Annotated in this window: 17 protein-coding genes; 6 read left to right on the top strand and 11 right to left on the bottom strand. The window is 60.1% G+C overall.

Annotated elements, in window-relative coordinates; genetic code table 11:
- Window positions 1–13 precede the first annotated feature (13 nt).
- From DFT_RS22255 to DFT_RS22245, 3 genes are all read right to left on the bottom strand, one after another.
- Window positions 14–1,099: an ABC transporter ATP-binding protein gene (locus tag DFT_RS22255; protein WP_054033453.1), complete on the bottom strand. Its 1,086-nt coding sequence runs from the start codon at window positions 1,097–1,099 to the stop codon at window positions 14–16.
- A gap of 40 nt (window positions 1,100–1,139) precedes the next feature.
- Window positions 1,140–2,234 carry an ABC transporter ATP-binding protein gene (locus tag DFT_RS22250; RefSeq protein ID WP_054033451.1) on the bottom strand — a complete coding sequence of 365 codons (1,095 nt, stop codon included), beginning with the start codon at window positions 2,232–2,234 and terminating at the stop codon, window positions 1,140–1,142.
- Between the two features lie 244 nt (window positions 2,235–2,478).
- Entirely contained in the window at window positions 2,479–3,324 is an 846-nt protein-coding gene (locus tag DFT_RS22245; RefSeq protein WP_305791202.1) for a DeoR/GlpR family transcriptional regulator, read from the bottom strand.
- 250 nt (window positions 3,325–3,574) lie between these two features.
- Here DFT_RS22245 and glpA point away from each other — a divergent pair, with 250 nt between their 5' ends.
- The 6 genes from glpA to DFT_RS22215 all read left to right on the top strand — a co-directional run bounded on the left by glpA (window position 3,575) and on the right by DFT_RS22215 (window position 11,331).
- Window positions 3,575–5,149 (top strand): anaerobic glycerol-3-phosphate dehydrogenase subunit GlpA, encoded by a 1,575-nt coding sequence (gene glpA / locus DFT_RS22240; RefSeq protein WP_054033449.1) that lies wholly within the window; start codon window positions 3,575–3,577, stop codon window positions 5,147–5,149.
- Entirely contained in the window at window positions 5,146–6,450 is a 1,305-nt protein-coding gene (gene glpB / locus DFT_RS22235) for a glycerol-3-phosphate dehydrogenase subunit GlpB (RefSeq protein WP_054033447.1), read from the top strand. Before glpA ends, glpB begins: the two co-directional genes overlap by 4 nt.
- 167 nt (window positions 6,451–6,617) lie before the next feature.
- On the top strand, window positions 6,618–8,129 hold the full coding sequence (glpK, locus tag DFT_RS22230) for a glycerol kinase GlpK (RefSeq protein WP_054033445.1): 1,512 nt from the start codon (window positions 6,618–6,620) through the stop codon (window positions 8,127–8,129).
- A gap of 2 nt (window positions 8,130–8,131) precedes the next feature.
- A complete protein-coding gene (locus DFT_RS22225; RefSeq protein ID WP_054033443.1) occupies window positions 8,132–9,283 on the top strand; it encodes an iron-containing alcohol dehydrogenase in 1,152 nt (383 codons plus the stop codon).
- Between the two features lie 8 nt (window positions 9,284–9,291).
- A complete protein-coding gene (locus DFT_RS22220) occupies window positions 9,292–10,461 on the top strand; it encodes an FAD-dependent oxidoreductase (RefSeq protein ID WP_054033442.1) in 1,170 nt (389 codons plus the stop codon).
- A gap of 156 nt (window positions 10,462–10,617) precedes the next feature.
- A complete protein-coding gene (locus tag DFT_RS22215) occupies window positions 10,618–11,331 on the top strand; it encodes a succinate dehydrogenase/fumarate reductase iron-sulfur subunit (protein WP_054033440.1) in 714 nt (237 codons plus the stop codon).
- Between the two features lie 101 nt (window positions 11,332–11,432).
- Here the strand turns inward: DFT_RS22215 and DFT_RS22210 are convergent, their stop codons facing one another.
- From DFT_RS22210 to DFT_RS22180, 8 genes are all read right to left on the bottom strand, one after another.
- Window positions 11,433–12,221, bottom strand: a complete 789-nt coding sequence (locus DFT_RS22210) for a YkgJ family cysteine cluster protein (RefSeq protein ID WP_054033438.1) — start codon at window positions 12,219–12,221, stop codon at window positions 11,433–11,435.
- 17 nt (window positions 12,222–12,238) lie between these two features.
- Complete coding sequence (locus tag DFT_RS22205; RefSeq protein ID WP_054033435.1) at window positions 12,239–12,520, bottom strand: hypothetical protein; 282 nt, start codon at window positions 12,518–12,520, stop codon at window positions 12,239–12,241.
- A 48-nt stretch (window positions 12,521–12,568) separates the two neighbouring features.
- Window positions 12,569–14,419, bottom strand: a complete 1,851-nt coding sequence (gene nhaD, locus DFT_RS22200) for a sodium:proton antiporter NhaD (RefSeq protein WP_054033433.1) — start codon at window positions 14,417–14,419, stop codon at window positions 12,569–12,571.
- Between the two features lie 262 nt (window positions 14,420–14,681).
- Window positions 14,682–15,389: a lytic transglycosylase domain-containing protein gene (locus DFT_RS22195; protein ID WP_054033432.1), complete on the bottom strand. Its 708-nt coding sequence runs from the start codon at window positions 15,387–15,389 to the stop codon at window positions 14,682–14,684.
- A gap of 431 nt (window positions 15,390–15,820) precedes the next feature.
- A complete protein-coding gene (locus DFT_RS22190; protein ID WP_054033430.1) occupies window positions 15,821–16,417 on the bottom strand; it encodes a hypothetical protein in 597 nt (198 codons plus the stop codon).
- 64 nt (window positions 16,418–16,481) lie between these two features.
- Window positions 16,482–16,952 carry a tetratricopeptide repeat protein gene (locus DFT_RS22185; protein ID WP_054033428.1) on the bottom strand — a complete coding sequence of 157 codons (471 nt, stop codon included), beginning with the start codon at window positions 16,950–16,952 and terminating at the stop codon, window positions 16,482–16,484.
- Between the two features lie 284 nt (window positions 16,953–17,236).
- Window positions 17,237–17,395 (bottom strand): hypothetical protein, encoded by a 159-nt coding sequence (locus tag DFT_RS26385; protein ID WP_161807231.1) that lies wholly within the window; start codon window positions 17,393–17,395, stop codon window positions 17,237–17,239.
- 203 nt (window positions 17,396–17,598) lie between these two features.
- Complete coding sequence (locus DFT_RS22180; protein ID WP_235506304.1) at window positions 17,599–18,105, bottom strand: tRNA (cytidine(34)-2'-O)-methyltransferase; 507 nt, start codon at window positions 18,103–18,105, stop codon at window positions 17,599–17,601.
- Window positions 18,106–18,255 lie beyond the last annotated feature (150 nt).

Genomic DNA, 18,255 nt, shown 5'->3' with positions numbered 1-18,255 from the left:
ATGACTCCCTTGCCTATGCGACCAGCCGTTCATTGGCGAACAGCCGCGTCCACTGGGGTGGAAAACGCAGCCAGGCCTTGTCGTCGGGCACGCTTTGCCCTTCGGGGATCCTTGCGCGCAGGGTCTGGCCGTCCAGGGCCAGGCTGACGATCCGGCAGTTGCCATGATCTTCAACGAAACTGACTGCGGCCGGAACGGCATCGGCCATCGGGGTGCCGTGCACCTCCAGGTGCATGGGGCGGATGCCGATTTCGAGCTTCCCCGAGGCGTTGCGCGCCGCTTCGGCCACGGCCGGATCCAGGGCGATGGCCGCACCGTTGACGTGGGCGACGGCGCCGTCCACCTTGCAGGCCATGAAATTCATGCCCGGGCTGCCGATAAAGTATCCGACGAACTTGTGCTGGGGTCGCTCGTACAGGGCCTCGGGACTCCCAATCTGGACCACTTCACCCTCGTACATCACCACGATCTGGTCGGCGAAAGTCATGGCCTCCACCTGGTCGTGGGTGACGTAGATCATGGTCATTCGGGCCCGTTCGTGTATCTCTTTGAGCTTGCGCCGCAGTTGCCATTTCAGGTGCGGGTCGATGACGGTCAAGGGCTCGTCGAACAGAATGGCCGCCACGTCGCTGCGAACCAGGCCGCGCCCGAGAGATATCTTCTGCTTGGCATCGGCGGTGAGGCCGGCCGCCTTTTTGTTCAAGACCGCACCGAGATCCAGCATGTCGGCCACTTCCAGCACCCGCTCCCGGACGGCATCGGATGCCATGCCCCGGTTGCGCAGGGGAAAGGCGAGGTTGTCGGCCACGGTCATGGTGTCGTAGAGGACAGGAAACTGGAACACCTGCGCGATGTTGCGCTTTTCCGGGGGCAGGGCGGTCACATCTTTGCCATTGTATAGGACCGCTCCCTGACTCGGGACGAGCAGTCCCGAGATGATGTTGAGCATGGTGGTTTTGCCGCATCCCGACGGCCCCAGAAGGGCATAGGCGCCGCCATCATCCCAGGTCATGTGGATCCGTTTGAGGGCATAGTCTTCCAGGTTTTGACTATTGCCATGATAGCTATGGGCGACCTCCTGCATCTCGATGCGCGCCATGGCGAAAAGCTCCTGGCCCGGCTTCCCCGGGAGTCAAAGATTAAAGTTTAGTGTGGCAGGCCTGATCCGGTGCGGCGGCCAGTCGGCCCTGTTCGTCGAAAACGAAAAAATGACAGGGATTGACGTAGACCGGAATCTCCCTGCCCAGCTTCAACTGGTGGATCCCGTCGTCCTGGACCACCAACTTGTGATCGTCATAACTCACATGGATAAAGGTCTCCGAGCCGTTGATCTCACTCAACTCCACCACGGCCCTGATTTCGATGTCTTCCGGATTCGAAGTCTTGAGGAAAAGATGGTTGCAGCGCACCCCGAAGGTGTACTCCCCCTCGGTCAGGCCGGCCAGGTGTCCGGCCAACGGCAGGGAGATCCCACGGCCGAACCAGGCCTGGCGGCTGCGCACATGGCCGTGTACAAAATTGATCGGCGGGTCGGAAAAAATCTCCGCCACCGGGGCGCTGGCCGGATGCCGATAGACTTGGGCCGTCGGGCCGGCCTGAAGGATTCGTCCTTGGTCCATGATGACGATGTTGCCGCCCAGCATCAGTGCTTCGGCCGGTTCGGTGGTGGTGTAAACCACGATGGCATCGCGTTGCTTGAAAATCTGCTGCAGTTCGACCCGCAGCTCCTCGCGCAGCTTATAGTCGAGATTCACCAGGGGTTCGTCGAGCAGAAGCAGTTGGGTTTCTTTCACCAGGGCCCGGGCGATGGCCGTGCGTTGCTGCTGACCGCCCGACAGTTCGGCGGGCATTCGGTCGAGCAGATTGTCGATATGCAGCATGGCGGCCGTGCGGCGCACACGGGCGTCGATCTCCTGCTTGGAGATCCCGGCCAGCTTGAGGGGTGAAGCGATATTGTCGAAAACCGTCAAGGATGGGTAGTTGATGAACTGTTGATAGACCATGGCCACGCTGCGTTTGCGGACCGACACACCGGTGACGTCTTGGCCGTCCACCAGGATGCGGCCGTGGGAGGGCTTGTCCAGACCCGCCAGAATGCGCAACAGCGTCGTCTTGCCGGCCAGGGTTCGGCCCAGAATCACGTGGCGTGTCCCTGACGCCAGATCGAGCCGGATATCTTTCAGGTAAATTTCCCGGCCGACCAGTTTGTCGAGGTTTTCAAGCTGCAGACCCATTGCCAGCTCCAAGATATCTCTAGGTCCTCATCCGGTGCTTCCTTGTTTCTATGCTGACCCTACGCCAACGAACGATGGCGATGATGATTGGGGTGGGATTTGAACTGTATAGCAATGGCGTTTGTGTTTCGCAAGTGAAAAAATCGGTTTTGCATTAGCAAATCTTTGCGAATTTCATGATCAGTTACGAATAGGGGGTATGTTTTCCATCGAACCGGCCGGGCGTGCGCCCGGATTCGGCACATTATGCCACAAACAGGCGCACTTCGGCCTGGTTCATGATTTCCACCAGACTCGGGGGCGGTGCTTGATCGGTGAACAGGCTGTCGATTTCCGAAATATTTCCCAGGCGGACCATGGCATTGCGCCCGAACTTGGTATGATCCGTGGCCAGATAGACTTTGCGGGAATTGTCGATGATGGCGCGCGCAACGCGCACCTCGCGGTAATCGAAGTCGAGCAGGGTGCCGTCCAGGTCGATGCCGCTGATGCCGATGATGCCGAAATCCACCTTGAATTGTTGAATAAAATCGATAGTGGCCTCACCAATCAGGCCACCGTCGCGGTGACGAACCAGGCCTCCGGTCACGATCACTTCGAAATTTTCGTTCGACGACAGGATGGTGGCCACATTCAGGTTGTTGGTGATGATGCGCAGACGTTTGTGATGAATCAGGGCCTGGGCCACCGCCTCGGTGGTGGTGCCGATGTTGATGAAGAGCGACGCGTGGTCCGGGATTTGTTCGGCCACCATGGCGGCGATTTTACGCTTCTCCTGGAAACAGATGATCTTGCGTTCGTTGTAGGCCACGTTCTCGGTGCTCGAGGCGATGCCGGCACCGCCATGAAACCGCTGAATCGCCCCGGATTTGCTCAGCACATTGATGTCTCGCCGGATGGTCTGGGGGGTGACGCCGAATTCCCGGGCCAGTTGCTCGATGGTGACAAAGCCCTTGGTCTGGACGATCTGTTTGATCTGGGCGTGGCGGTCTCCCAGGTTCATGCGGTCGCCGCCCGCTTCCTCCGGCTGGGAATTTTCGGATCTGAACGGCAATGCGCCTGTTTGGTGATCGTGCATCGATGGTGCCATGAAGCCTCCGGGAACTGGTGAGGTCATACTGGTGTAACAAAAAGAACAATATATTTTCTAAAACGAAAATTATGAGGTGACATTAAAAATTTTTTTTGGTAATTGTTCACCATCAGATGATCGACGGCGTATGATGTAAGACAATGAAAAGAACCTAACATTCGCTGCGGGCTTTCACAAGCAAAAACCCTGAGCGTGACGGCCCGACCTCATTGCTTCAGACCTCAGGCGCCGGAAAGGCAGGCCTCTGATGCAAACCCAAGTTCTCATCATCGGTGCCGGTGTCACCGGAACGGGACTGGCCCGCGACCTGGCGTTGCGAGGCCTTTCTGTCGTCGTCGTCGAAAAGCGCGACATCAATGCCGGTGCATCGGGTGGCAACCACGGCCTGCTGCACAGCGGCGCGCGCTACATCGCTTCGGATCCGGCCGCGGCCGCCGAGTGCCATATCGAAAATCAGCGTCTCAAACAGTTGGCGCCGCATTGTATCGAAAACACCGGCGGCCTGTTCGTGGCCGTGGCCGGTGATGACGAACGGTATATTGCCGATTTTCCCCAGATGTGCCGACGTTGCCACATCCCGGTGCGCCAGGTCGATCCGAAAGAGGCCCGTGAGATGGAGCCCACACTTTCGGATACGCTCATCGCGGCGTACCTGGTGGATGACGCGACCGTCGATCCCTTCAAGCTCTCCCTGGACAACATGGCCGATGCGCGTCGACATGGTGCCGTATTGAGGCGCCACTGCCGGGTGACCGGCTTCCAGATGGCCCAGAGCCGCATCCGCCGGACGACCATAATAGATGAGGTGACGGGAAGATCCGAGACGATCGATGCCGATGTGGTGGTCAATGCCGCCGGGGCCTGGGCCGGTGTGGTGGCCGGTCTGGCCGGGGCCACCATCGAGATGCGCTATTCCAAAGGCAGCCTGCTCGTCACCCAGAGCAGATTGTGCGAACGGGTCGTCAATCGGCTGCGCATGCCCACCGATGGGGATATTCTCGTGCCCGGCGGCACGGTTTCCATTTTGGGGACCACCTCGGTGCGGGTGGATTCGCCGGACGTAATCTATCCGGAAGTCCACGAAGTGGATACCATCATCGACCAGGGTGCGGCCATGATTCCCCAACTGGCTGTCACCCGCTACATCCGTGCCTATTGCGGCGTGCGTCCTCTGCTGGGCGCCGACGATCCCCAAACATCCGAGGATGACGACGACCGTGCGGTGAGCCGCGGTTTCGCCCTGATCGATCACGCCCGGCAACCCGGCGCTCCCTCCAATTTGATCACCATTTCCGGCGGCAAGCTGACCACCTATCGCCTCATGGCCGAAAAGACGGCCGATCTGGTGTGCAGCCGCCTGGGCGTTACGGCCAGGTGTCGCACCGACGTGACGGCGTTGCCCGATACAGTGGATGCCCGTTGGACGGAACCGGGATTGGCACCCAATGTGTGGCTGCGCCAAAAAGCGCCCGACGACATGCTGTTGTGTGAGTGCGAGATGGTTTCCCAGAGTGTGGTGGATGAGATCGTGGCCGGCCTGCAGGCGTTGGACGGCCGACCGGATCTCAAGGCGATCGGACTGCGCAGCCGCATCGGCAAAGGCCCTTGCCAGGGGACATTTTGCAGCCAGCGGCTGGCGGCCTATCTTTACGACCGGGGACATCTCCAGGGCGCAGATGGCCTTGTCCAGTTGCGTCTGTTTTTGCGAGAACGCTGGCGGGGCCAGCAACCCTTGCTGTGGGACATGAACCTGGCCCAGGCCGAGTTGCTCGAGGCCATGCATTGCGGGCTTTTCGGTTTGGAGTTGGAGAAATCCCCATGAACGTATCTGGGAAACAGCCCTCTTGCGATCTCTCCTGCGACCTGATGATCATCGGCACGGGCATGGCTGGTATGGCCGCGGCGTTTTTCGCCGTACGCCAGGGCATCGACACGATTCAGGTGGGGCTGACCGGCGAGATCGGTTTCGCCAGTGGATTGATCGATCTGCTCGGGGTTCATCCGGTGGTCCAGGGTACGCCGGTGGACGATCCGTGGGAGGGTATTGTCCGGCTTTGCCGGGACGAACCTCACCACCCATATGCCCGGCTCGATATCGAAACCATTCGTACGGCCTTTCAAACCCTGCTCGATTTTTTCGAGACAAGCGGGTACCCCCATGCGGTTCCCCAACGCGGCAACCAGCGGATTGTGACGCCCGTCGGCACTTTGAAAACCACCTATGCCGTGCCTCACACCATGCAGGCGGGGGCATGGGCCCTGGATCGACAGGCCCCTTGTCTGCTGGTGGACTTCGACGGCTTGAAGGGCTACAGTGCCCATCAGATCGCAGCGGGCCTGGCCGACCGCTGGCCGGTACTCAAGCCGGTGCGGCTCGTTTTTCCCGGCGGCCGGGGCGAACTGTACGTGGAGCATATGGCGCGCGCCCTCGATGCGCCTGCCGTCCGCCAACAGCTGGCCGATGCCATCCGCCCGCATCTGGGCGGCGTGGCGGCGGTGGGGCTGCCGGCCGTTTTGGGCATGTACCGCACCCGGGAGGTCCAGGCCGATTTGCAAAGCGGCCTTGGGCTTCCGGTCTTCGAGATCCCCACCATGGTGCCGGGTGTCGCCGGCCTTCGTCTTCGCGAGCTCTTCGAGCAGCGCCTGCCGCCCATGGGCGTCCGTCCGCTGTTTCAACATCGGGTCTTGGCGGTCCGGCGGTCGAAGGACGGCGGCATGGCCTTCACCATCGCGCCGGAGGATGCACCTCGCCGGGTCAAAGCGCGCGCCGCGGTCCTGTGTACCGGACGCTTTTTCGGAAAGGGGTTGCAGGCCGACCGCGGTGGTATCCGTGAAACCCTCTTCGGCCTGCCGGTCGCCCAGCCCAAGGATCGCGCGAGCTGGCACCACAAGGACCTTCTCGATCTCCAGGGACATCCGATCAATCGGGCCGGCGTCGGAGTGGACGCAGATTTCCGCCCCGTGGATGCCAAGGGCCGGCCGGTGCACGACAACTTGTTCGCAGCCGGCTCGATTCTCGCGCACCAGGATTGGATCCGGCAGAAATGCGGCAGTGGATTGGCCATCGCCACGGCTTACGGCGCCGTGAGGGCGGCCGCGCGGTTTTTACAAAAGCTTTATTAATAAAGAATTACGCATCGCATCGGCCATCTGCTCCACCCTCGCCGGGTTTAATGAATGGCATTCAATTAAAATAGCTGATGCTCGATCAGGCGCCTGGACAATTTTTGCCGGTTCGGGCTAAACTTGTTTGGGGCGTAATCGTTTTCGAGGGCGAAAGGAGAAAAACCATGGGCAAATATATCGGTGCATTGGATCTGGGGACCACCAGCAACCGTTTCATCATCTTCGACGAGCGCGGTCGGATCATGGGGCTGGACCAGAAAGAGCATGCCCAGATTTTTCCCCAGCCCGGCTGGGTCGAGCACGATCCCATGGAGATCTGGCACAACACCGGCGAGGTGATCCGCGGCGCCCTGGCCAAGACCGGACTGACCGGCAAGGATATCGCGGCCATCGGAATCACCAACCAGCGCGAGACCACGGTGATGTGGGACCGACGTAACGGCCGACCTTACATGAATGCCATCGTCTGGCAGTGCATGCGCACCGACGAAATCTGCCGGCGCCTCTCCCGGGAAGGCGGCCAGGACCGGTTCCGGGCCAAGACCGGCCTGCCCATCTCCACCTATTTTTCCGGCCCCAAAATCCGCTGGATCATGGATAACGTCGAGGCGGCGCGCAAGGGGGCCGCATCGGGTCATGCCATGGCGGGCACCATCGAGTCCTGGATCATCTGGTGGCTGACCGGCGGGCCCGACGGCGGTGCCCATGTCACCGACGTCTCCAATGCCAGCCGCACAATGCTCATGGACCTGAAAACCTTGTCTTGGGACCCCGAGATCTTGAAGATTCTCCATATCCCGGAATCGATGTTGCCCAGAATCGTGCCTTCCATCGATTCGCAGACCTGGGGCACCACCCGCGCCGACGGCCCCCTGGGCGCCGAGGTGCCGGTGTGCGGGGCGCTCGGCGACCAGCAGGCCGCCCTGGTCGGCCAGGCCTGCTTCGAGGTGGGGGAGGCCAAGAACACTTACGGTACCGGGTGCTTTCTGTTGCTCAACACCGGAACCGAGGCCGTGGCCAGCCAGCACGGCATGCTCACCACGGTCGGCTACCAGATGCGGGGCAGGGATCCGGTTTACTGCCTCGAGGGCTCCATCGCCATTGCCGGCGCCCTGGTGCAGTGGCTGCGCGACAATCTCAAGTTCATCGAGCATGCCGCCGAGATCGAACCCATGGCGCGCCAGGTGGAGGACACCGGCGGCGCTTACATCGTGCCGGCCTTTTCCGGTTTATATGCGCCCCACTGGCGCTCGGACGCCCGGGGCGTCATGGTGGGGCTGACCCGCTACATCAACCGCAATCACATCGCCCGGGCCGTGCTCGAAGCCGTGGCTTACCAGACCCTGGATGTGGCCGAAGCCATGCAGAAGGATTCGGGTGTGGCCCTGAGTAGTCTGCGGGTGGACGGCGGCATGGTGGTCAACGAACTGCTCATGCAGTTTCAGTCCGACATCCTGGGCGTGCCGGTGGTGCGGCCCAGGATCATCGAGACCACCGCACTGGGGGCCGCCTCGGCCGCGGCGCTGGCCAGTGGGCTGGTGCGCGGATTCGACGAGCTCAGGCGCAACTGGGCCATGGACAAGACCTGGCATCCGCGCATGGATGCCGAGCAGCGGGCCAAGGGCATAGAAGGTTGGAAAAAGGCCATCGAACGGACCTTCAACTGGATCGAATAGCCATGCGATTCTCATTTGCCACGGCCGGCCGGATTCTTTTCGGGGCCGGAACCCTCGCCGAAGCGGCCGATGCCGCGCCGCGCCTGGGACGACGCGCCCTGCTGGTCACTGGACGCCATCCCGAGCGGGCCGCCGCCCTGACCCGCCAATTGGAAAACCGGGGTATCGCCTGGCAGGCCTTCAGCGTGTCGGCGGAACCGGAAGTCGAACAGGCGGTCGATGGGGCTGCTCTGGCGCGCGAGGTTGGCTGCGACCTGGTCATCGGGTTCGGCGGCGGCAGCGCCCTGGACGCGGCCAAGGCCATTGCCGCCCTGGCCACCAACAGGGAACCGGTGGAAACCTATCTGGAGGTCATCGGCTCGGCTCGGCCCCTTTCGCAACCCCCACTGCCCGCCATCGCCATTCCCACCACGGCCGGCACCGGGAGCGAAGTGACCCGCAATGCCGTGCTAAAGAGCCTCGCCCACCGCGTCAAGGTGAGCCTGCGCGGTCCGGGAATGCTGCCCGATCTGGCCATCGTCGACCCGGAACTGACCCTGTCTCTGCCGTCGGCGGTCACGGCCGCCACCGGCTGCGACGCCCTGACCCAGCTGCTCGAATCCTTCGTATCGGCCAAGGCCAATCCGTTGACCGACGGCCTCTGCCGGGAGGGGCTGGGGCGCGCGGCCAAGGCCCTGCCGCAGGTCGTGGCCCGCAGCGACGATCTGGCGGCGCGCACCGATATGGCGCTGGCCAGCCTCTTCAGCGGTATGGCCCTGGCCAATGCCGGACTGGGCGCAGTGCACGGGATTGCGGGTCCGCTGGGCGGCATGATCGGCGCGCCCCACGGGGCCCTGTGCGCCCGGCTGTTGCCGTTCGTGGTGGAAGCCAACCTGGCGGCTCTGGTCCGACGGAAGGCGGGGGACGCCACGCTTGCACGTTACACCGAGGCCGCGCAAATGATGGTCTCGTCCAGGGCCACGACCGTGGAGCTGGTGGCCTGGTTGCACGATCTGGTGGCCCGGCTGGAGATTCCCGGTTTGTCGGCCTGGGGGTTGACGCGTGCCGAACTGCCCGACCTGGCGGCCAAGGCCAAGGCCGCCAGCAGCATGAAGGGCAACCCGGTCCAATTGACCGACGACGAACTGGCCGACATTCTCAATCGAGCGCTGTGACATCCGCTATGGAACACATCCTCATCATCGGCGGCGGCGTGGGCGGCGCCCTGGCCCACGACTTGACCCTGCGCGGCTACCGGGTCACCCTGGTGGAACGGGGCGAGCTGCTTTCCGGAACCACCGGCCGACACCACGGTCTCCTCCACAGCGGCGGCCGTTACGTGTTCCACGATGCGGAGACCGCCCGGGAGTGTTACGAGGAGAACCGAATTCTGCGCCATATCGCGTCCGAGGCCATCGAGCCCAACGGCGGGCTGTTCATCGCCTTGAACGAAGAGGACATTTCCCACCAGGATCGTTTTCTGGAAGGTTGCAACGCGGCTGGTATTCCAACGGCGCCGCTTTCGCCACGGCAAGCCATGTCCCGCGAGCCGGCGCTCAACCCGGCGTTGCTGGCGGCCGTTGGCGTGCCCGATGCGGTCATGGATGCCTGGCGTCTGGCCATGGCCTTTTTTGCCACGGCCCGGGCCAACGGCGCCGCGATCCGAACGTTTTGTGAAGTGACGGACCTGAAGATGCTCGGCAGGCAGGTGGCCGGCGTCCGGGTGATCGACCACCGCAGCGGCCTGAGCGAGACCATCGGCGCGGATCTGGTGGTCAACGCCGCCGGCCCCTGGTCCGGCCGCATCGCGGCCATGGCCGGTATCGGCGTGCCCATCCAGCCCGGGCCGGGCGTGATGGTGGCGGTGCGCGGCCGGGTCACCCAGGCCGTGGTCAATCGCCTGCATCCGGCCGGTGAGGGCGACATCATCGTGCCCCAGCGCCGCTTGAGCGTGCTGGGCACCACCGCCTGGCTGGCCGACGATCCGGACCAGGTCACGGCTCCGGCCGAACACGTGGCCCGCCTCTTCTCACTCTGTGCCGAACTGGTGCCCGCCGTGGCCGCCATGGCGCCCCATGCGGTCTGGAGCGCCAGCCGCCCTCTGCTGCAATCCAGCCAGGATCAGGATCCCTTCGCCATCAGCCGGACCTTCGATTGTTTCGACCACGCCGCCCGGGATGGAATCGAGGGGCTGGTCACCCTGATCGGCGGCAAGGCCACCACCATGCGGGCCATGGCCGAGCAGACCGCAGACCTCATCGGCCGCAAGACCGGCCGCGACATTGCCTGCCATACCCGGGAGACGATCTTGCTGCCTTATCGGCGCTATTGGCGGGGTGACATGGGTAATTAATGTCGTTTGCCTAAGGCGTTCAGGTGTCCTGCGGGCGGGGATTAACCCCGCCCCTACGCCGCCGGTGCATGGTAGCGGCCGGTGCCACCACCCGAATCTCGTAGGGGCGGGCTTTACGCCCGCCCGAAACATCCGTATCATTTAAACGACAGTGACATGAAAAGTGAAACGACCGAAAAAAAACCATCGCCTCAAATCGAATTCAGGATCGAACGCTACAAGCCGGGTCTGATCGATCCGCCCCGCTTTCAATCCTTTCGCGTGGCGGTCGATGACCAGATGAGCGTGCTGGACGGTCTGGAGCAGATTCGACTGCGCCAGGATGCCGGCCTCATGTACCGCCACTCCTGTCACCACAGCGCCTGCGGGACTTGCGCCTGTCGCATCAACGGCATCGAACGGCTGGCCTGCACCACCCTGATATTATCGCTGAATACGGAAACCGTGGTGCTCGAACCGTTGCACGGCTTCCCGCGCCTGGGAGATCTGGCCGTGGAAATGACCCCATTTTACCGGGATATCGATCCCGCCTGGTCGCTGCTCACACCGGCCGAATCCATCGAAGGCGCCGCCGAGCCGGCCGCGGATCCACCCCTACGACTGGAGGCCTGCATCGAATGCGGCTGCTGTGTCTCTTCCTGCCCGGCGGCCCACCGCAACGCCGAGTTCATGGGACCGGCCGCTTTGGCTGCCCTACATCGCCAGATGGCCAAGGTGGATTCCCCCCGACAGCGTGACCTGCTTGCCGCGGCCGCCTCGCCGCGCGGCGAGCGCCTGTGCGAGCGCGCCCTCAACTGCAGCCGGGTTTGCCCTACCGACGTCTACCCGGCGCGTCACATCGCCGACCTGCGGCGACTGGTAAAAGCATAGGGGACGGCGCCGTCTCGCAGAAAAAAAATGCCCGACCGATAGAACGGTGCGGGCATTTCAGGAATCAGAAGAGGCAAGCTCATCGATCCGGACAACTCGGTTTACTCTTTCTGGGCAGCCGCCTGCTCGTGGGGATCGCGATCTTTGAACAGCAACCCCTTGAGCCATTTCACGCCGAATTTGAACAGGGCCACATCGTCGGTTTTGAGCTGCGCTTCGGTCTCCGGATCCACCGGCATGCGTTTGAGAAAGGTGCTGCCGAAGACGAACTCCCGGAATTTGTCGACGTTGTAGCTGACCATGAAGAACATCTGTTTGGCCTGCTCGGTCAGTTTGATGTTGGGGGGAAACGAGCGTTTGCGCACCACCAGGTCGGTCCATTCGGCGTTGACCGCGTCGCGTTCGTCCACGGCCTGGTCTTTGCGCCACTCGGCGACGGTCCAGTCGCAATCCTCCTCGAACCCTTTGCAGTGCGGTTCGTTGATGAAAAAAAAGAAACCGTCGTCATCGGCGCCTTCCTTGTGTTGCAGGCTGGCCACGCCCAGCGGATAGTAGCGGCAGGCGGTGGGGCGGTCTTCATAGACGATGCAACCGTCCTCGCGTACAAACGGACACGACTCTTGTTCGTCGTCGAGGTGCTTGAGGGTGACCATGGGCAGGTCGGTCTTTTCCAGCAGGTGGGGTTCGGTGTAGATGGCCAGAAACTGGTCCGAGGGCAGATCCAGGCGCTTCTTGAGGCGGATCACGTCGTAGGGCGTCAGGATGATGTTGATACCCCGGCAGCACTGGGTGAAGCAAGAGATGCCGGGGTGGCATTTGAATTTGAATCGGCTATTGTATCCGAGCCGCATGGGATTGATGCGTGCGTCGGTGGCTTGATTGTCGGTCATGATCGTTGTTTCCTTTCTTAAACCGCCTGGGCTCTTTCTCGTACGATGTCGTACACCCGGTCCAATTCGGCCAGTGTCAGGGCCGCGATGGGTACAGGTGGATTCAGAAAAGCGGAAGGCGTCATATATTTCATCATCATGTGCTGAAAATGCTCGTGGTCACTGAAATCCTCCCGGGCATAGGTCTTGAGTCGCCGCAACTTACCCTTTCGGCTCAATTGGAAAAACACATACCCGCTTCCATCGATCAGGCAACCATGATAGCCCCGGGTGTGGTATTTGAGCGCAATGATCTCCATATGCCGTCTTCATGGGCGGCGCAGCCCGCCGTGGACAATTCAAGCATCCTACATCAGCTTGGCATTGATCCACAAGTGACAAAAGATGCCGGCCACATACCCGAGGGCGATCACCGGGGTCCATTTCAGGTGCGCGCCGAAGGTATATTTGCCCCGGGCCGTTCCCATCAGGGCCACGCCGGCCGCGGATCCGATCGACAGCAGGCTGCCCCCCACGCCGGCTGTGAGCGTGACCAGCAGCCACTGGCCGTGGGACATTTCCGGCGACATGGTCAAAACGGCGAACATCACGGGGATATTGTCCACGATGGCCGATAGTATCCCCACCATGGCGTTGGCCATGGTGGGGCCCAGGTCGTGATACATGAATTGGGAGATGACCGCCAGGTAGCCGAATTGGGCCAGGCCGCCCACGCAGAGGATGACCCCATAGAAAAAGAGCAGGGTGTCCCATTCGGCCTGGGATATGCGCTTCATGATGTCGAAGTGGGCCACGGCCTGTTTCTGAGCGGTAAAATCCTGCAGCACCTCCACCGCGCCGATCACCCGACCCTCTCTATCTTTCAACGGCAAAGCCGAAAAGGTGATCCATTTGCCGCCGTTGCCCACCTCGGGAAAGAATGCGCTTGAATCGTAGGCGTTTTCTACATGGGGGTTTTTACGAAAGCCTTGTTTGTAATGTTGTTCAATGGCCTTTTCAGGCTGGTAGTCGATGATCAGATCGGCCATTGAGGGCCGCTTGCGCGGGTAAAATGGCTGCCACTGGTTCTGGGTGCCGATCATCTTTTCGGCCTTGAGTCCGGTGAGTTCCTCCAGGGCATGGTTCCAATGGGTGATCACGTGGTTTTTATCGATGGCAAAGGTGGGTTCGGGAATCCTTTCAATTATTTTGTCGAAACTCACCTTGCGTTCCACCAGCCGCATGAGCGGCTGGTAGGAGAGGTCGCCCCGGGTGCCGAGGATGCCGTCGTAGGATTCGCTGCGGCCCTCATACCATTTGATATAGTAAGCAAACCCGCCCAGATAGGCCATGCCCAGCATCATGCCGGCGGCCGGCGGCAGATGCAGAAAGTTGTGGAACGACACGGCGGTGATGATGGTGGCCAGAAACAGGCCGATGATGACGAAGCCGCCGAACTTGACCCGGATCTTCTCCTTGAGTCTTTGGGGAGGCTCGTTGCCCACGGCCAGGCTCATGAAAATCGCCGGGATCAACCAGTTGACCGCCGACGGCAGGAAGATGTCGAAAAATTCATGAAAGGCCAACTTGCCTTTTTGCCACACCATCAATGTGGTGATGTCGCCGAATGGCGAAAAAGCCCCGCCGGCATTGGCCGCCACCACCACGTTGATGCAGGCCAGGGCCACGAATTTGACATTGTCGCCGGCCACGGCCATGACCACCGCTCCCATGAGCAGGGCCGTAGTGAGGTTGTCGGCCACCGGTGAAATGAAAAAGGCCAGCAGACCGGTGATCCAGAAGATCGACCGCAGTGAAAAACCACGGCTCACCAGCCAGGCGCGCAGGGCCTGGAACACGTTGCGCTCTTCCAGGGAGTTGATGTAGGTCATGGCTGCAAGCAGGAACAAGAACAGCTCCGCATATTCGAGGAGATTGTGTTGAATCGCCGCGTGGGCGCTGTGGGTGTCGCCCTGTTGCAGATAGGCCAGGGCCAGCAGCACCCAGATGACTCCGGCGGCCAGTAGTACCGGTTTGCTTTTGCGCAGGTGGATCTTGTTTTCCAGGGGTACGAGGGTGTAGGCCGCGACAAACATGAAGATCCCGAAATATCCATAGAAAGTGCCGGTCATGTCGGCCACTGCGGCGCCATGCCCATCAGCGGCCAGAGCCAGTGCCGGTACCCCTATGGTCATTAAAATGAGGATGATCCGTATCATTGCATTTCCTTTGTCATGGTGCGCCGCCCGACCTCCCGGTACCGGGCGCTGCAACCCATCGGCAGATCGTTTGTCCGGAAGATGCAGGCGTTGTGCGCTCTCCGAAGATTAAAAAAACGACCAACTTATGTGGATCACTTCCCCAGGTCAAGGAAAATGTCCTGGGGCTATCGATTCTAACTGAATGCCATTCAGTAAACCCGGAGAGGGTGGGGCAGGTGGCCGATGCCTGTTTGGGCGTTTATGGTAAAAAGGGGTTGAATCAGACGGCTGGATTGACCGCTTGACCGGATGCGGATTCCGCCTTGAACCGGTTGTGGTAGTGCAGCACTTTTTTGATGTAACGCTTGGTGGCGCCGAAAGGCGGGATGCCCCCATATTTATGCACATATCGGCTGCCGGCATTATAGGCCGCCAGGGCGAGGCGCACATCCCCCGAAAAGCGGTTGAGGAGTTGCTTGAAATAGCGGACGCCCCCATCGATGTTCATGGCTGGATCAAAGCTGTCTTTCACGCCCAGCGCCTTTGCGGTGCGTGGCATGAGTTGCATGAGGCCTCTTGCGCCGCGATGGGATACGGCCTGGGGATTGTAGTTGGATTCGGCAAAGATAATGGCCCGGATCAGGTCCACGTCCACCTCATAGGTTTGCGATGCCTGCAGAATGTGCTCGTAAAATGGAGGCGCTTCTGAAGGTTCTTTCCGATCTTCCCCACCGGCGGTCAGGACGGCCGGTGGGGGAAGGGTGGCGGGTTGGAGGTTATCTTCGAATGCGTGCAAGGGCATGTTGCCGATCAGGTCGAGGGATAGTCTCGGTACGGAAGGTGCCATCGTTTCCGGTAAAAGGATGTCGATGACCGGAACAATGTGGTGGCCCTGGCTGCAGATGCCGGATGGGATGACCAGCAGGCCCAGCACGACATAGAGTACGATGCCGTGTTTCAGAGTCCTTTGCAGGTCCTTTTGTTCCATATGACCCATCCATGTCATTCTGAAGAAAGTGTTCCTCCTGTCGGTGTGGCGCTGATGGTTGAGTACAGTACCATCAACAATCGTGCCAAGGCGGTTAAATGATAAATGCATATAAAAAATCAGGTGGTTGAATAGTTGTGCGCAACGGGTTGTTGTGAAAAGGAGGTTATGGTTTTTGAGAAACAGGGTTTTGAATTGTGAATTCCAGTTCATAGTACTGCCTCCATGCGTGTGATATCGCCCAGTAGAGGGAGCAATGGATGTACCATCGTCGTTGTGGGTGGGCCTCGCACATGGATAAGAATTTGAAAATAATATAAAATATCATAATTGAGGTTGGCTTGGGGGGGAAAGGGGCGGCCCTATCCGACGATCAATCTGACAGGTTGACGGGTCCGAGGCACAAGCGGCCGCTTTCAATCTGATAGCCGCTATCTTGAATAGCGTCCCGGCATGGCATGATCCCCGGGCTCAAAGTCGAAATCGACAGCGTCGATGCCGGGCAGGGAGGTGAGGGTGTACGTGACCGACTGGAGATAGCTCGTGGCACCGGTGGTGCCCATGGTCTGGGTCAGTTGCAGGTCCGGCACGATGCGCACATAGGCGACAGTTCCCTCGATTTTGATCAAATCGGCGCGAGGCAGTTTGGACTGGCCGAACCTGCGGTTCAGTTCGGCCAAAAGGGTGGTGGGTTTGGCATAGTCATAGGACTTGACCGGTAACGGTTTTTCACCTTCTCCAAAATACCAGACGCTTGGACCGAAGCGTTGTGCGAGTCTGCGGGACCATTGGGCGAGTTCCTCGTTTTGGGCCGTCAGGTTATCCTGTTCCACCCGCAGGTCTGCCAGCTCGGATTCGAGTTGTTGACAACGTTGTGCGATCCGTGCGTTTTGCGCATCGAGGGATTGGATGATGCTTTGGCGTTGATCGAGTTCATGCCGGAGCGAATCAACCTTCTGATTGTCACAGCCCGCCTGGCAGGCCACGACGGCGAGGCAAGCTAAAAGCAGTCGCCAGGATGATGTCATGGGCCATTTCGCTTGTTTCAAGGGTTGATGGTCGTGTCGGTCATCCGGTGGATGCGCCCGCGTGTTAACGGCCGGTTTCGCTTCGCTGCAGATACAACTTGGCATCGGCGCTACCGAAATTGGCCGCTCGGGTCATTTCCACCTGGGCCTCCTTGTGGCGGCCTGAGCGAAGCATGATCCAGGCACGCCCATACAGGTACCGACCGTTGGTCGGGTCGAGCCGAATGGCCTTTGACATATTTTCCAGGGCATTTTGATAGTCGCCCATTTCGCCGTAGGCGACGCCCATATCAAAATAGGCTTCGCTGTTATTGGGGGACAGGGCCAGCGATTTTTCAAAGGCCCTGATGGCGGCGGGAAAATTGCCATAGGTACTGTACAAGCCCCCCTTGTCCATCCAGTAGGCGGCCGTATCTTGCCCCGGCACGGCGGGGTTGCGGTACTCGGCCTGTGTTGTCGGCGTGTGGATCATCAGGGCGATCAAGCCTATAAAGACGAAACTTGCCACTTTCTGACAGATCGTCGCGTTGGGCATGGCGAGAGACTCCTTTAAATGAGTATGACGTTTCGTTTGCCGATTTCATGCATCTGCTTGAACGGCATCATCTCATCACAATACCGGACCGTTTGACAACCCCGATTTTGGTTTCAGTGGAAATGCGGCGATGGACCGTATCCGACACGGGTGAGGCGGTCCTGGATGAAGAGACGGCGAAGGGTGGCGGCGGGTGAAAAAAGCAAAAGGGCGCAGGTTTCGCGCCCTTTGCAGTTGGATGGGCCAGAAGCTCCGGCAACGATAATTGCCGGCCGGTCTTCGGGTTATTTCAAGACCAGATCGGGGGATCGAAACCGACCGAGGCAACGGCGAACAAAAGATGTGGCCGCATAGGTAATGCCGATCGTCACGAACGAGAGGCAGAAAAACAACACAAACATCAATGCCAGGTAGAGCACTGCGGCGATGATAAAGTCGATCATGGCACGACACCTTTCCTTTTGGGGTTCCTTTGATCAACGATAAAGCAATTAGTTTGCCATAAGGTCGAAATGCGCGCGGGTACCATGAAACAGTTTGATCTTTTTATATATTATTTTTCAAAAAGCCTGGCTCGATCCAGGGGCGGAACATGGCGGGCACTTCACTTTGAGAGGAAAAGGCAATATAAAATGAGAAAATCATTTCATACTGAGAGGGTTGGCTGAACCGGCCGCAAGCTTTCGTACAAGGCGATTCCCACGGCCGTTGACAGGTTGAGACAACGAATCTCCTCACAGATGGGAATATAATAGGTATGGCGTTCGAATCGAGACAGGATGGCTGCCGGCAGCCCCCGGGTTTCGGATCCGAATACCAGAAACAATCGGGTCATCGCCGGCAGCCGCCAGTAAGGCTGTCGGCCGCCCTTGGTCAGCAGGACGATTTCCTCCTCTTTGGGTGCCATACCGGCCATGAAGTGTTCAAAGTCGTCCCATACAGAAAGGGAAACCCTGGGCCAGTAATCGAGGCCGGCACGTTTGACCTGTTTGCTGTCAAGGGAAAAGCCCAGCGGACGCACCAGGTGCAGCATGGCGCCGGCCCCCAGGCAGGTTCGACCGATATTGCCGGTGTTCCAATGCACCTCGGGGGCCACCAGGACCACGTGGCGCTGGCGGCCGGTGACCTCCGCCATGGATCGACTTGGGTTCAAGGGTTCGATTTCTCCTATGGTTTCCGGCTTTGGTCCGGCCGTTGCGATTTCCTTCTATCGTCTCCCGATTCACTTGACAATTATCAATTCAACCCGTTCCAGGCCGCCGAGATGCAGCCGGACTCAAGTATTTTTCGCAGGGTGCGATAA

Source organism: Desulfatitalea tepidiphila (assembly GCF_001293685.1).
In the GTDB taxonomy this organism is placed as follows: domain Bacteria; phylum Desulfobacterota; class Desulfobacteria; order Desulfobacterales; family Desulfosarcinaceae; genus Desulfatitalea; species Desulfatitalea tepidiphila.
The sequence above is the reverse complement of the archived record's forward strand: the minus strand, read 5'-3'. Positions and strand labels throughout refer to the sequence as shown.

What these genes read in the sequence shown, in the direction of transcription:
- DFT_RS22190 (WP_054033430.1), bottom strand. Translation starts at nt 16,417, where the DNA reads ATGACATCATCCTGGCGACTGCTTTTAGCTTGCCTCGCCGTCGTGGCC.
- DFT_RS22210 (WP_054033438.1), bottom strand. Translation starts at nt 12,221, where the DNA reads ATGACCGACAATCAAGCCACCGACGCACGCATCAATCCCATGCGGCTC.
- DFT_RS22185 (WP_054033428.1), bottom strand. Translation starts at nt 16,952, where the DNA reads ATGCCCAACGCGACGATCTGTCAGAAAGTGGCAAGTTTCGTCTTTATA.
- DFT_RS22225 (WP_054033443.1), top strand. Translation starts at nt 8,132, where the DNA reads ATGCGATTCTCATTTGCCACGGCCGGCCGGATTCTTTTCGGGGCCGGA.
- DFT_RS22220 (WP_054033442.1), top strand. Translation starts at nt 9,292, where the DNA reads ATGGAACACATCCTCATCATCGGCGGCGGCGTGGGCGGCGCCCTGGCC.
- glpB (WP_054033447.1), top strand. Translation starts at nt 5,146, where the DNA reads ATGAACGTATCTGGGAAACAGCCCTCTTGCGATCTCTCCTGCGACCTG.
- DFT_RS22215 (WP_054033440.1), top strand. Translation starts at nt 10,618, where the DNA reads ATGAAAAGTGAAACGACCGAAAAAAAACCATCGCCTCAAATCGAATTC.
- glpK (WP_054033445.1), top strand. Translation starts at nt 6,618, where the DNA reads ATGGGCAAATATATCGGTGCATTGGATCTGGGGACCACCAGCAACCGT.
- DFT_RS22195 (WP_054033432.1), bottom strand. Translation starts at nt 15,389, where the DNA reads ATGGAACAAAAGGACCTGCAAAGGACTCTGAAACACGGCATCGTACTC.
- DFT_RS26385 (WP_161807231.1), bottom strand. Translation starts at nt 17,395, where the DNA reads ATGATCGACTTTATCATCGCCGCAGTGCTCTACCTGGCATTGATGTTT.
- DFT_RS22205 (WP_054033435.1), bottom strand. Translation starts at nt 12,520, where the DNA reads ATGGAGATCATTGCGCTCAAATACCACACCCGGGGCTATCATGGTTGC.
- DFT_RS22250 (WP_054033451.1), bottom strand. Translation starts at nt 2,234, where the DNA reads ATGGGTCTGCAGCTTGAAAACCTCGACAAACTGGTCGGCCGGGAAATT.
- nhaD (WP_054033433.1), bottom strand. Translation starts at nt 14,419, where the DNA reads ATGATACGGATCATCCTCATTTTAATGACCATAGGGGTACCGGCACTG.
- DFT_RS22245 (WP_305791202.1), bottom strand. Translation starts at nt 3,324, where the DNA reads ATGGCACCATCGATGCACGATCACCAAACAGGCGCATTGCCGTTCAGA.
- DFT_RS22255 (WP_054033453.1), bottom strand. Translation starts at nt 1,099, where the DNA reads ATGGCGCGCATCGAGATGCAGGAGGTCGCCCATAGCTATCATGGCAAT.
- glpA (WP_054033449.1), top strand. Translation starts at nt 3,575, where the DNA reads ATGCAAACCCAAGTTCTCATCATCGGTGCCGGTGTCACCGGAACGGGA.